This window comes from Pseudoalteromonas sp. AOP7-A1-14, from assembly GCF_052376275.1.
GTDB lineage: Bacteria > Pseudomonadota > Gammaproteobacteria > Enterobacterales > Alteromonadaceae > Pseudoalteromonas.
Genome location: NZ_JBQSVO010000003.1, coordinates 62,420 through 76,487 on the forward strand (window position 1 = coordinate 62,420; position 14,068 = coordinate 76,487).

Below are 14,068 nucleotides of genomic sequence, written 5' to 3' on the forward strand. Positions count from 1 at the left end.
TCACACTCATATCGAATCACTTCTGTAATTAGGCTTGTGTATTGACGGCAGTCATCAGGACTATCTGAGTAAATGCACCGAAAGAAATATCGAAAAACGCACCATAGCTAACTTAAGAGCTATTTATTGAGGTGGCTGATATGAAGTGTTAACGCCCACCCACCACCTTAATGCGACTAAACTTTGTTGAGTGTGACGAATTTATAATCGTGCTTATTCTTTTCATCAGCGACATATTCCTCACATGCCACTTGCTGCCAAGTAGCCGACTCTTCATAATCAGGGAACTGAGTATCCCCTTCAGTAGTTAAGTTTATGAAGGTTAAATACAACGTATCGGCCTTAGCTAAAAATTGCTTATAAACATTGCCACCGCCAATAATCATTATTTCACTTTCATCAAAAAGCAGTGATATAGCGGCTTCTGGAGATGAAACAACTTCAATTCCCGGCTCATCATAATCTACATTACGGCTAATAATAATATTTCTACGCCCTGGTAATGGTCGACCTATAGACTCAAATGTTTTACGCCCCATAACCACTGGCTTACTCATAGTCACTTTTTTAAAGTGCTGTAAATCGGCAGGTAAATGCCACGGCATTTTGTTATCACAGCCAATAATACGGTTATTTGCCATAGCTGCTATCATTGATATTTTCACATTAAAACCCAGTATTTTTGTATTACACAAGAAAAAAGGAGCGGCAGCTCCTTTTTTAATAAACATAACATTTAACGTTCGTAGATCACTTCAACGTCGTAATCGTCATCGTCCCAGTCATCATCCCAGTCGTCATCGTTACCTTTATCGGTTGCCTTTTGATGATAAGTATCCCATTTGAACTCAACCTCTTCATCTTCTTCAAAGGCTTCAAACTTCTCTTTAGGCATACTATCAAGCAACGCCATTATATTGTGACAAAGCGCTTGAGTATTTTGCTTGTTAGCCGCAGAGATACGATAAATATTTTCACTTTCACCTAACTCTTCTGCTATTTTCTGGCAGAGCGCTTGAGCCTCATCTTCTGGCAATAAATCAATTTTATTAAATACTAACCAGCGTGGCTTATCTGCCAATTTAGGACTGTACTGATGTAGTTCATTAATAATTGCGAATGCGTTATCAACTGGATTTGATCCATCAACTGGCATGATATCAATTATGTGCAGCAGTACTCTGCATCGCTCTAAATGCTTTAAAAAGCGAATACCTAAACCTGCACCATCAGAAGCACCTTCGATAAGGCCAGGAATGTCTGCAATTACAAATGACTTATTCGTATCAGGGCGAACAACACCTAGATTAGGAATAAGCGTAGTAAACGGGTAATCAGCTACTTTAGGTTTAGCTGCGGACACACTGCGAATAAAGGTAGACTTACCCGCATTTGGCAAACCTAATAACCCCACATCAGCCAATAGCATAAGCTCTAATTTAAGCGGCCTTACTTCACCTGGCGTGCCTAACGTTTTTTGTCGTGGGGCACGGTTAGTACTTGATTTGAACCGGGCATTTCCCAAGCCATGGAAACCACCTTTTGCAACCACTGTTCTTTGACCATGTTGGGTTAAGTCACCCAATGACTCTTGGGTATCAACATCGGTAATACGTGTACCAACGGGTACGTGAAGTATTAAATCTTCACCTTTTTTACCTGTGCAATTACGACTTTGACCATTGGTTCCACGTTCAGCACGATGAAAACGCTCAAACTGGTAATCAACAAGTGTATTTAAGTTTTCATCCGCCTGTAGATAAACACTGCCACCGTCACCGCCATCGCCGCCATCTGGGCCGCCGTCTGGGACATACTTTTCACGACGGAAAGAGACGATACCACCACCGCCATCACCCGCATCGCAACGAATTTCTACTTCATCTACAAACTTCATGATTACTCACTTTAAGATTGGCTTGTTAATAACACTATTATATACCGAAGTGGCCTATAGAGCACACTCTGCATTAAAACACTTGGGTATATAAATTTACAGGGAGCCTAAAACAAAAAACCCCGCAAAGGCGGGGTTTTTCAAGAACCGAACTGATTACTCAGATACGATACTTACGTATTTACGGTTTAAAGGACCTTTTTGTTCAAACTGAACTTTACCATCTGCTTTTGCGAAGATAGTGTGGTCTTTACCGATACCTACGTTTGTGCCAGCGTGGAAACGAGTACCACGTTGACGAACAATGATGCTACCCGCTAGAACTGATTCGCCACCAAAACGCTTAACACCTAGGCGTTTGCTTTCTGAATCGCGACCGTTACGAGTACTACCAGCTGCTTTTTTATGTGCCATTTCTAAGTACCTCTAATTAAGCGCTAATGCCAGTGATTTTAACTTCTGTGAACCATTGACGATGGCCCATTTGCTTACGAGAATGCTTACGGCGTCTAAATTTAACAACCTTAATCTTCTCACCGCGACCATGTGAAACAACCTCAGCTGTTATTTTACCACCGTTTACGAACGGTACACCAATCTCGATTTTCTCACCATCAGCAACTAAAAGCACTGAATCAAATTCAACTGCTGCACCAGTCTCAACGTCTAATTTCTCAAGACGAATCGTTTGACCTTCAGTCACACGGTGCTGTTTACCACCACTTTGGAAAACCGCGTACATAATTAACTCCGTCTGTGCGCCCTCAAATCGACGCAACTAAAATATTCTTCAATAGGGCGCGAAGTCTACGCTAATGCTTAAAAACTAGCAAGCCTCTTTTTGATAAAATGAATAAAAAATAGCTGCGACAAGGGCAATTCAATATTTTCCCCTATTTTATATTAAATTGGCATTATGCCAAGCGCTTTTTAACATCAATAGTAAATAAATAAATATGAGTGTAATGAATATGAATAACGCGCCAGATAAGTGATTACTTTTCAAACAAAAAAAAGAAAGGCACACTAATTCAGCCCTAATTAATCCACTTTTATGCTGTTTTTTTAGCTATTCGTCACAAAATATCGAGCCGAGCCTTTTTTTGTTGTACAATCAGCTGCGTATACCCATTAACATTGGCTCGGAGATCAATGGATATAAAAGCTATCCAGACGTTAATCGAAAACGATATGCATAACGTCAATCAACTTATATATGAACAAATGCGCTCCGATGTGGCGCTGGTAAACCAACTAGGGCTATATATAGTCAATAGTGGTGGTAAACGCGTTCGCCCGATGCTGGCTATTTTAGCTGCTAAGGCACTCGGTTATTCAGGCAAACAACATATCACTTTAGCAACCATTGTTGAGTTTATTCACACAGCAACCTTGTTACATGATGATGTGGTTGATGAATCAAACTTACGCCGCGGAACACCCACTGCTAACGCCGAATTTGGTAATGCTGCCAGCGTATTAGTCGGAGATTTTATTTACACTCGCTCATTTCAGTTGATGGTAGGTATTGGCAAGATGCAGGTAATGCAAGTTTTAGCCAATGCAACCAATATCATTGCTGAAGGTGAAGTATTACAATTAATGAACTGCAACGACCCTAATACAACTGAAGACAGTTACATGCAGGTTATTTATTCTAAAACTGCTAAGCTATTTGAAGCGGCAACCGGACTGGCTGCAATAATCACCGAGCAAGATAACGCAACTTTAGAAGCGCTTAATTTGTATGGCATGCATTTAGGTACCGCCTTTCAATTAGTGGATGATGTGCTTGATTACAATGCTGATGCTAAACAACTTGGTAAAAACATTGGCGATGATTTAGCTGAAGGTAAACCAACATTACCATTAATTTATGCAATGCAGCATGGCACGCCTGAGCAAGTACAGTTAATTCGTGATGCTATCGAGCACAGCAATGGTATGGATAATTTAAGCGCAATTTTAGATACCCTCGCACAAACCAAAGCACTTGATTTTACGATGGATAAAGCAAACCAAGAAGCCGACAAAGCGATTGCTAGTTTAACAGTATTAGAGGAATCACCTTATAAAGAGGCCTTAATTAGCTTAGCCAAAATAGCGGTTGACCGCAGCCACTAAATTTTTATTTAAGCCATAAAAAAGCCTGCAATTGCAGGCTTTTTTAGTATTTAACCTAAATTCAGGTTATATAGGCTATTACGCCATGAAATCAACACCTTCTTTGATGTCTTTTTTCAGGGTTTCTAGCATGTCATTTTTGGCTTTCTCTTCAAATGCGCTTAGCTCGCCGTAAGAAAGAATTTCTTCTACGCCGTTTTTACCTAAACGTACTGGGTGTGCAAAGTATTCTGCATCGCCGTTTTCAATAGCAACATATGCGTAATCTACTACATCTTCACCCTGCAGGCCTTTTACTAAAGACATACAAAAACGAGCTGCAGCAGCACCCATTGATAACGTTGCTGAACCACCGCCAGCTTTAGCATTTACTACTTCAGTACCCGCATTTTGGATACGTGGAGTAAGTGCAGCAACTTCTTCATCAGTGAAAGATATACCTTCAACTTGTGAAAGAAGCGGTAAAATAGTCGTGCCTGAGTGACCACCAATTACTGGGACTTTAACTGACGCAACATCAACGCCTTTAAGTTCAGCAATGAAGGCTTCAGAGCGGATCACGTCAAGGGTTGTAATACCAAAAACGCGCTTAGCGTCGTATGTACCCGCTTTTTTGAATACTTCAGCTACAATTGGCACTGTACCGTTTACTGGGTTAGTTATAATACCCACTAATGCTTTTGGACAGTTAGCAACGATGCCTTCTGCTAATGTTTTGATAATACCTGCATTCACGTTGAATAAATCAGCGCGATCCATACCCGGTTTACGTGGCATGCCTGCAGGGATAAGTACGACATCAGCCCCCTCTAACGCTTTACCTAGGTCATCGGCACCAAAACCCGCTACTTTTACGTCAGTTGGGATGTGAGAAAGATCAACCGCTACACCTGGAACAACTGGGGCTACGTCATATAATGATAATTCAGAACCTGCAGGTAACCCTGTTTTTAATAATAAAGACAATGCTTGGCCGATACCGCCAGCTGCGCCTAGAACAGCAACTTTCATAAAACTCTCCATAATTTAAGGTAGGAAAAACTTAGTGGCACTAAAGATAATGAAATTAACACCTAAAGACAAATTTATCCTGCTTATTTTGCATATAATTTCGACCATAGTTGTAAATAAAGTAGTTTACAGGTGAAATTCATCAGACAATTACTGCATAACTATGCAATATTGTGTAGAATTACCCCACCATTAATGAATAAGAATCTACGACATGCAACCCCAAGACAAGCAAGAAGCATTAGTTAAAGCCTTTAAAGCGTTATTAAAAGAAGAGAACTTTGGCTCACAAGGTGAAATAGTTGAGGCCTTAAAAGAGCAAGGCTTTGATAATATAAGCCAAAGTAAAGTCTCACGCATGTTAAGTAAATTTGGTGCTGTACGCACCCGTAACGCAAAACAAGAAATGGTTTACTGCTTACCTGCTGAAATGGGCGTACCGACTGCTAAAAGCCCTCTACGCCAATTAGTTATAGATATTATGCATAACGAAATGATGATTATCATTCGTACCAGCCCTGGGGCTGCACAGCTTATTGCTCGCTTGCTTGATTCATTAGGCAAGGCCGATGGCGTACTTGGTACCATTGCTGGCGATGACACTATTTTTATCGCGCCAGCGAAAATATCTGAAATAGATGTCACCCTTGAGCGTGTTCATATCTTATTTGATACGGTTTAAACTTACAGTTGCTTTAAAAAGTTTAACGATGGTGCAAAAAACGCAGATCCCATATCGGCTTGAGTAAAATCAAGCCAATGATCAGAACACTCCCCCAAGCGACTCTTAAGCACTTGCGTAAAAGCCTCCCCTGAAGCGGAACAACTAACCGTTAAAATCCCCTGTTCGTGTACATCACCAAAAGGCATACTTTGATTTAATAAAATCGGCAGCCCTTGTTCATCTTTAAGTTCTACCCTAACGGCATGACTACTTTTTATAGCAGGCACCACAAGTGTGTTATCTAAGCGTGTGCGCCCCATTATTTGTTCTTGTTCTGTCAGTGATAGGTGCTGCCATACACTTAAATCATGCACAAAACGTTGCACATGAATATAACTGCCCTGATCTTCAAAGTGACCTGGCTTATTAATTAATGCCGTGGTGCGTTTTTGTCTGCCATAAGGCATATCGCCACCATAAATAAAGCCATTAAAATCACGACCATCTAAAAAGCGAAAGTTACGAACTTGCTCCACCAGCTCAACATCTGGTGAAAATAGCTTTAAGATTTGCAGTGCAAATAAGTGATTTACATCTTCGCGATCTGAACGGATTTGAATAAATAAGTCGAAAGGCTCAGCCCCCATAAGATACTCACTATGAGTTATATTAGGGAAACTTTTTAATTCGTCTGGGATAAACTCAGGAAGCAAGTGCGGCCAATACTGAGCACCAATTGCGACAAAGCTTGTAAGCATAGACTCAGAGAATTGATCAGCAAATTCATCTTGTATTGCACTGACTCGTTTTAATTTTTTACGTAAAGACTCATCGTGACTATCTAGCACGTTAAAAAACAAATGCAAACCGTGTAAGTTTGCCTCAGCACAAATTCCAGATTGCGCTTGCGCCATGATATATCCTTAGCTTAAATGTTTGACACGGCCGAATTTTTCGAATGAAAAGCATTGCAGCAAACCGCGTAGCCTATTTCTATTTTATTCTATTAATAGCTAACTCAACGTTATCTAATTGAAATAACTCGATTCAGTGACTGTTAATACTTACCTATAAGTATATGCTTTGACCAAGAAACTCTGCAACCACCTTTTATACACAGAACAACAAAAAGGTTCAGAAGTTCGCAGTAATGAATTAGATTAATGAGTTTCTGTTTAACTATTTAAGCTACATGCCTCCCATTATGGAAATACTACGTGAGACATCTCTTACAAGTATGGCAGAAATTGAGTATAACGATGATAAAAAAACACGAAAATAAAAAGTAAAACATTGATTTTAAATTACTTTTAATAAGTTTCAAAATCTTGACAAATATTTACATTCAAATTTTATCCTTTTTTAGCTAAATAAAAACTCTATACTTATTTCCATCGGTTAGGCAGCAATGCCTTAATGAGTAAAGACATGGATTAACTACTCATTAATCTAAGGATTATAGATTCCGTTACCCTAACAAGGATTTAAGGGCAAGCTCAGGATGAGCACACAATGGAGTGTTACTAAATTGGACAGCATCAGGATGATGCGTAAAGGAAGCACAATAGGAATTGTGAAAATGGAGCACGGATGCAATAAGGATATAGGCTCGGATAGCCTACATTACGCATAGATAAAAGTAATAGCGTAATCACATGGATTAGTAAGGATTATGGAGTTAATCAAGTACCATTGCAGGATGCAATAAATTAAGAAGATCCCGCAAGCGCGACTAGAAATAGGACGCGCTTTTCTTTTTTATCTACTTCATCAATATATTGATATACCCATCATTCATTCTCAAATGCGACATAAATACCTTTAAATTCAACCCTCATAATATAAAATTATCGCTAAAAGTGTTCGCCTCTTATATACAAACTTATAATATTCATAGTTAGACTGTTGATCTTTAGCGCTGCAAAGTTAAGAATAAATAATGTTCTGACATTACAAACTAAAAATGATCACAGACAAAAAGCTAAATAAAAAAGAAGTCACCCGAGAGAAAAATCAACTGCTTATCCTAAATGCAGCTGAACAATTGTTTGCTCAACTCGGCTATGAAGGCGCAAGCATGAGCAAAATAGCAAAAGAAGCGCAATTTCCTAAAGCGAATATTTTATATTACTTTAAAAGTAAAGATGGCTTATACGAGGCTGTTATTGATCGAATTGTTGTCAACTGGAACTTAGGGTTAGACAAAAATACAGCCTCTGATGATCCCGCATTAGTGTTGTACAGCTACATTAAAAATAAAGTTACCTTATCGATTAATAAGCCTTTGCAATCTAGGCTATTTGCGGGTGAGGTTTTACGCGGGGCTCCTTACTTACAAAATTATATAAAAGCCAATACACGTCCTTGGGTTGAACAGAAAGTAGCAATATTTGAAAGCTGGATGGAACAAGGTAAGATCGACAGAGTTGATCCTTACCACTTGTTATTTACTATTTGGTCTACTACCCAATATTATGCAGACTTTCAAAGTGAAGTATTACTGGTACTTGATAAACCTGAGTACGATAAAGTTGATGTCGACACGATTACCGACTCCATAGCCCATATAATCCTAAAAGGGCTCGGTCTAACTATTCCTACTCAAAGTGAGCAAATACAATGCTAAAATTTACGACTCCAGATTTATATGATGATCACCGTGACCACGTCCAAGTTATGGATAGTGGCCTTTACCATTTTGGGAAAAACAAACACTTCTGCGGCCAAGCTATCACCGTCACTTGCCCTGATGACAATTCTCTTGCTGCTGACATACTTCACCAAGACGGTACTGCAAAAGTACTGATTATTGATGGGTTTGCCAGTAAACGCTTGCTTTTATTGGTGATATTATGGCCGAGCGCGCGCTAAGTAATGGTTGGGAAGGGGTTATTATCAATGGGTGTTGTCGTGACATAGAAATTCTAACAACTTTAGAATTACCTGTAATGGCGTTAGGTTCCACCCCTCGCTGTACTGATAAAAGAAGTTTTGGTGATAAAAACCAACCTGTAAATATGTTAAGTACAACAATTAATGAAGGTGATTGGATTTATGCTGATGTTAATGGTGTATTGATCAGCAAAAAATCACTTATATAATCCACAGTCCTCATAAACAAGAGAACTAACTTGGTGCAAAGGCGCACCAAATTAGGCCGTTTTTACCTAATTTAACCCTTCATTTTCGGTTTATTATTATATGAGTTCCTTGCGGAGCCAATAAAAGCTGACCAATCGGACAACATAATAGTTATGGCACTGCTTTTGCTTAATGACTAGCAATGACGTTCACTAAAAAGATAAATACTCAACTTCAAAATCAAGCATAGAGCGCGCTTTAGAACTCAAAGCGATGCTGTTTTGCAAATATAAAATGACATTTATCTCTTTTGTACAAACAACAATGCATATACACGATTCTCTCAACTTCACCAAGTAACGAGTTTTAACATGAGCATAAAAACAAGCAATAATCACATCGGCATTTTTTGCGATCATGGCCCAAAAAACTGGCAAATAACCCAACAAGGATTATTAGCCAATAAACGCTTAGCGGTTAAAGATGTTTTTGCTGTAAAAAATGAGCGTAATAGCGCAGGTAACCCTCATTGGTTTGAAAATGCAGCCCCCATGCTAAGCACAGCTTCTTGTGTTGAAAAACTAATGCTACAAGGTTGTAACTTCCAAAGTTTCACCCACACGGATGAGCTAGCATATAGTCTAGAAGGTAATAATATACATTACGGTGCAGCTCAAAATCCTAAGCTGGCAGGCCATGCTTGTGGTGGTTCGAGCATGGGGTCTGCTGCCGCAGTCGCGAAAGATTTAGCAGATATAGGACTGGGGACTGATACAGGTGGCTCAATACGAATTCCGGCTAGTTACTGTGGTTTATTCGGTATTAGACCAAGCCACGATGTTATTGCAAAAGATGGGTTAATACCTCTAGCAGCGCCATTTGACACTATTGGATGGTTTACCTCAAGCGCAGAACTACTTAAAGAGGTAGGCGATGTTTTATTACCTAAGCAACCTATCAATCCGGTTAATACCTTGGTAATAGCGGATGAGTTACTTGAGCTCGTTGATCCTTCATTAGAAGCCACATTACTGAACTCGTTGGCTCTCACAAAAAAACAGTTCTCTAAACACAAGCGTTTTAGTGTACCGAGTAAACAAATATTTACCGAACTTAGTGATGCGTTTCGAGTATTACAAGGCCGCTCTATTGCTCACACGTATCGAGATTGGCTAGAGCAACCTAAGAGACTTTCACACTTTGCTCCGGCTATTCAAGCACGCTTTACCATGGCACTATCATTAACTGAACAAGAAGAGCGTGAAGCTAAAAAAGTACAACAGCACTGGCAAGCATTAGTTGCTAATAACTTAGATTCTAAAAGCTGTTTGTTTTTACCCACTACACCGACAACAGCACCCTTGTTGGGAGCGGATACAAACGCTTTACGCATGCAAATAATTACATTATCGGCTATTGCAGGCTTGAGCCGCTCAGCGCAAGTGCATATTCCAATGCCATGTTTAGCAAATGGCGCCCCCTATGGCTTTTCGCTAATGATGAGTCATGGTAACGATAAAAGTTTATTAGCTTGCATACAACTGATTCACACACAACTAAAGTAGAGCATAATTGTATGAGTACACAAAATATTGCATTTACCGCCCCACACTTTTCGGCCACCCAGGCAGGTATAAATATACTTAAAGAAGGCGGAACCGCCACTGAGGCCATGGTCGCAGCCGCTGCTGTAATTAGTGTGGTATACCCACATATGAACTCCATTGCTGGAGATGGATTTTGGCTAATAGATAATCCGAAGGCCACTTCACCTATCGCTATTGATGCCTGCGGGCGCGCAGTAAGTGATATCAGTGCTTATAAAGATCTAACCCAAATTCCTGAGCGCGGTGGTTTAAGCGCACTAACTCAAGCAGGCACAATCAGAGGTTGGCAAAAAGCGCTACACATTGACAAAAATGCTCAATTACCTTTAACACGGATTTTAGCCCCCGCTATTGAACTTGCCCGCAATGGTTTTATTGTTACTAAAAGCTTACAAACTGCCTGTGAAAAGCTTGCACAAACTGATGGCACTAACAAAGCATTTAGAGACCTATATATTCCTAACGGTAAACCTCTGCATGCTGGTCAGCAATTTAATAATCCAAAGCTTGCAGATACATTAGAACAGTTAGCGCAACAAGGGTTAGATGCCTTCTACCAAGGTCCGCTTGCTGACTCATTTATCAAAGACTTAGCGGCCCAAGGAAGCGTTATGACCGCTGAGGATATTATGAATACACAAGCGACTGTTGTCACTCCTCTGACTATGAATATTTCAGGGATAGATTGCTACAATTTACCTGCTCCAACTCAAGGCGTTCATTCGTTACAAATACTAGGTGCGGTTGACCAGCTAAAGCACTTAGCAAAAACCGAGGCTGATTGGGCTCACTTAATTGTCGAAGCGACAAAGCAAAGCTTTACTCACCGTCCATCCTTATGGGCTGATCCTGACATAGTGGGCGCAGCTTACGAAAATGCACTAACTAAAGAACAATTAACCAAATTAGCTAATAATATAGATATGAGCCAAGCTAAAAACTGGCCTTTTAGTACCGAACCCGGTGATACTGTTTGGATGGCAGCTAGAGATAAAAACGGGCAATTAGTTAGCTTTATTCAAAGTATCTACTGGGAGTTTGGAAGTGGCGTTCTCATGAGCGAAGGTGGCTTTGTATGGAATAACCGAGGTATTAGCTTTAGCTTAGACAAAAGCGAGATAAACTGTTTATCTGCCAATAAAAAACCAGCGCATACTCTTAACCCCGCTTTAGCTAAATTTGCGGATGGTCGGCGCCTAGCCTATGGCACTATGGGCGGTGAAGGCCAACCGCAAACTCAAGCAGCTGTATTTGCGGGCTATGTCTGGCGTAACAAATCTATTACCGATGCGGTCAGCGCCCCACGCTGGTTATTAGGACGAACATGGGGTGATTCAAGTACCAATTTAAAATTAGAACAAAGCCTAGCCAATGAGATAAAAGATGAGTTAAATAGTCGTAATCATGATTGGGTAAGTGTAACTGATAACAATGAAATGATGGGCCATGCAGGGGCAATACTTGAAACCTCTGATACACTTGAAGCAGCAACGGACCCTCGCTCAAACGGCCTTGCAACCGTGACAACAATATACTAGGAATTCCATGTCAGAAATTATAAATCAGTGGTCAATCTTATTGGCCTTAATCGCAACGGGCATCTTTGCCGGTATTTTAGCAGGCCTTTTCGGTGTCGGTGGCGGTATTGTTATTGTACCTGTGCTTTACTTTTTATTACCTAACTTTGGGGTGAGTCCTGAATCAGCAATGATGATAACAACAGCCACCTCGCTTGCGACTATTGTGCCTACTTCAATTTCGTCAATTCGCTCACATCACAGTAAAGGCAATATTGATCTTGCGCTAATAAAATATTGGGCGCCATTTATTTTAGTAATGGCGGTGCTAGGTAGCTTTTTAGCACAATCAGTACGAGGTAATGCACTGGTACTTATGTTTGCCTGTATTGCCATACTTGTGAGTTTAAATATGCTTTTTAGAGCTGGAGCTCCTGCACTTGTGAAGCAATTACCGGGTAAAATAGGTCAAGCGATAATGGCCTGTGTTGTCGGTGGTTTTTCAGTCATGATTGGCATCGGCGGAGGCACTATTGGGGTGCCTTTACTCAGCGCTTTTAATGTTCGTACGCACGTTGCGGTAGGTACCGCCGCTGTATTTGGTTTACTCATTGCCTTACCGGGTGTCATTACCCTGCTGAGCATCGGTAGCACCCCTGATGATGCGCCTATGGGCACATGGGGTTTAGTTAACCTGCCTGCCTTTTTCTTAATTATCCCGCTTACTATTTTATTTGCTCCTATGGGTGTAAAAATTGGTAGCAAGCTAGATCAAAAACAATTAAAACGCGCTTTTGCCGTCGTGCTCATGCTAACCGGTATTCGTATGCTTACTCAAACTCTGGGATCTTAAATAATGATTAACAACACTCAAATACACCCTTTAAATCCCCCCCAGCGTCTACTAATGGGGCCTGGGCCAATAAATGCGGACCCTCGGGTGTTACGTGCAATGTCTGCACAGCTTGTGGGTCAGTATGACCCTGTTATGACCGGCTTTATGAATGAAACTATGGCGCGGTACCGCGAGGTTTTTAAAACCCAAAACGAATGGACAATGCTTATTGATGGTACCTCACGGGCAGGTATTGAAGCTGTACTATGCTCGATTTTACGACCAGGTGACAAAGTCCTCGTGCCTATAATGGGCCGATTTGGTCACCTTCTCGCAGAGATAGCAGAACGAGTGGGTGCAAAAGTTCATACCATTGAAGTCCCTTGGGGAGAAGTATTCACTCCCGAACAAATTGAAAAAGCAATTAGCCAAATTAAACCCCATGTTTTAGCAATGGTGCAAGGTGATACTTCCACCACGATGAACCAACCTCTTGAGCATATTGGTGATATTTGCCAAAAACACGACGTAATGTTTTATTGCGATGCAACCGCGTCTATCGTAGGTAACGATTTACCAGCCGATGAATGGAAACTAGATGCCCTATCTGTTGGTTTGCAAAAGTGTTTAGGCGGCCCTTCAGGTTCTGCGCCTCTAACCTTAAGCGACAAATGTGCGGATTGGATCCAAAAACGTAAGAAAGTAGAAGCAGGTATCAGAACAAGTGCTCATCAAGATGGCACTGAACCCTTTATTCGTTCTAACTACTTTGACTTGGGTATGATCATGAACTATTGGGGTGAGGAACGCTTGAATCACCACACCGAAGCCACCAGCATGCTTTATGGTGCATCTGAATGTGCCCGTATTGTGATCGAAGAAGGTGTAGATAACTGTGTTGCACGTCATAAACTTCATGGCGATGCCCTACTCAAAGGGATTCAAGCCTTAGGTTTAAATGTATTTGGCGACCTTAACCACAAAATGAATAATGTGTTGGGTGTATATATTCCTCAGGGCATAAACGCTGATCACGTCAGAGGACAAATGCTTACAGACTTTGGCATAGAGATCGGAACCTCTTTTGGACCATTACACGGTAAAATATGGCGAATCGGAACAATGGGCTACAACGCGCGTAAAGATACTGTTTTACAAACGCTCGCCAGCCTTGATGCTTGCTTGCATGCCAATGGCTACAAAGGCCCTAAAGGTGAAGCAGCCATTACCGCACTAAATCATTACAAATAAGGATTAGCATGACTACATTAGACTCAACTCTTGCTAAAACTCATGCATCGCGTGCTTTATTACGCTGTAAAACGCTCAGTG

13 protein-coding genes and 1 pseudogene are annotated in these 14,068 nt (G+C 40.8%); 8 read left to right on the forward strand and 6 right to left on the reverse strand.

The window, feature by feature from the left end; translation table 11 throughout:
* Positions 1–176: 176 nt before the first annotated feature.
* From folA to rplU, 4 genes are all read right to left on the reverse strand, one after another.
* Complete coding sequence (gene folA, locus ACT3RM_RS01155) at positions 177–665, reverse strand: type 3 dihydrofolate reductase (RefSeq protein WP_441834389.1); 489 nt, start codon at positions 663–665, stop codon at positions 177–179.
* A gap of 71 nt (positions 666–736) precedes the next feature.
* On the reverse strand, positions 737–1,897 hold the full coding sequence (gene cgtA, locus ACT3RM_RS01160; RefSeq protein WP_441834390.1) for an Obg family GTPase CgtA: 1,161 nt from the start codon (positions 1,895–1,897) through the stop codon (positions 737–739).
* Between the two features lie 156 nt (positions 1,898–2,053).
* Entirely contained in the window at positions 2,054–2,311 is a 258-nt protein-coding gene (gene rpmA, locus ACT3RM_RS01165; RefSeq protein WP_256828094.1) for a 50S ribosomal protein L27, read from the reverse strand.
* 16 nt (positions 2,312–2,327) lie between these two features.
* Positions 2,328–2,639 carry a 50S ribosomal protein L21 gene (gene rplU / locus ACT3RM_RS01170; protein ID WP_006794538.1) on the reverse strand — a complete coding sequence of 104 codons (312 nt, stop codon included), beginning with the start codon at positions 2,637–2,639 and terminating at the stop codon, positions 2,328–2,330.
* Between the two features lie 410 nt (positions 2,640–3,049).
* On the opposite strand from rplU, the gene ispB reads away from it, so the two are divergent.
* Positions 3,050–4,021 (forward strand): octaprenyl diphosphate synthase, encoded by a 972-nt coding sequence (gene ispB, locus ACT3RM_RS01175; protein ID WP_441836363.1) that lies wholly within the window; start codon positions 3,050–3,052, stop codon positions 4,019–4,021.
* A 78-nt stretch (positions 4,022–4,099) separates the two neighbouring features.
* Here the strand turns inward: ispB and mdh are convergent, their stop codons facing one another.
* Positions 4,100–5,032, reverse strand: coding sequence for a malate dehydrogenase (mdh, locus tag ACT3RM_RS01180; RefSeq protein ID WP_441836362.1), 933 nt, complete (start codon positions 5,030–5,032; stop codon positions 4,100–4,102).
* 214 nt (positions 5,033–5,246) lie between these two features.
* Here mdh and argR point away from each other — a divergent pair, with 214 nt between their 5' ends.
* Entirely contained in the window at positions 5,247–5,714 is a 468-nt protein-coding gene (argR, locus tag ACT3RM_RS01185; RefSeq protein ID WP_441836361.1) for a transcriptional regulator ArgR, read from the forward strand.
* 2 nt (positions 5,715–5,716) lie between these two features.
* Here the strand turns inward: argR and ACT3RM_RS01190 are convergent, their stop codons facing one another.
* A complete protein-coding gene (locus tag ACT3RM_RS01190) occupies positions 5,717–6,610 on the reverse strand; it encodes a Dyp-type peroxidase (protein ID WP_441836360.1) in 894 nt (297 codons plus the stop codon).
* 1,049 nt (positions 6,611–7,659) lie between these two features.
* Between ACT3RM_RS01190 and ACT3RM_RS01195 the strand changes: the two genes are divergently transcribed.
* The 6 genes and pseudogenes from ACT3RM_RS01195 to ACT3RM_RS01220 all read left to right on the forward strand — a co-directional run bounded on the left by ACT3RM_RS01195 (position 7,660) and on the right by ACT3RM_RS01220 (position 13,987).
* The gene (locus ACT3RM_RS01195; RefSeq protein WP_441836359.1) at positions 7,660–8,322 is read left to right on the forward strand and encodes a TetR/AcrR family transcriptional regulator; all 663 of its coding nucleotides are present in this window, start codon (positions 7,660–7,662) and stop codon (positions 8,320–8,322) included.
* Positions 8,316–8,797 (forward strand): annotated as a pseudogene (locus tag ACT3RM_RS01200) (putative 4-hydroxy-4-methyl-2-oxoglutarate aldolase). Before ACT3RM_RS01195 ends, ACT3RM_RS01200 begins: the two are co-directional and overlap by 7 nt.
* A 351-nt stretch (positions 8,798–9,148) precedes the next feature.
* Positions 9,149–10,342, forward strand: a complete 1,194-nt coding sequence (locus tag ACT3RM_RS01205; protein WP_441993471.1) for an amidase family protein — start codon at positions 9,149–9,151, stop codon at positions 10,340–10,342.
* Positions 10,343–10,353: 11 nt separating this feature from the next.
* Positions 10,354–11,922 carry a gamma-glutamyltransferase family protein gene (locus ACT3RM_RS01210; protein WP_441836180.1) on the forward strand — a complete coding sequence of 523 codons (1,569 nt, stop codon included), beginning with the start codon at positions 10,354–10,356 and terminating at the stop codon, positions 11,920–11,922.
* Positions 11,923–11,929: 7 nt separating this feature from the next.
* Positions 11,930–12,754 carry a sulfite exporter TauE/SafE family protein gene (locus ACT3RM_RS01215; RefSeq protein ID WP_441836181.1) on the forward strand — a complete coding sequence of 275 codons (825 nt, stop codon included), beginning with the start codon at positions 11,930–11,932 and terminating at the stop codon, positions 12,752–12,754.
* Positions 12,755–12,757: 3 nt separating this feature from the next.
* Positions 12,758–13,987, forward strand: a complete 1,230-nt coding sequence (locus tag ACT3RM_RS01220) for a pyridoxal-phosphate-dependent aminotransferase family protein (RefSeq protein WP_441836182.1) — start codon at positions 12,758–12,760, stop codon at positions 13,985–13,987.
* The last annotated feature ends 81 nt before the right edge of the window (positions 13,988–14,068 follow it).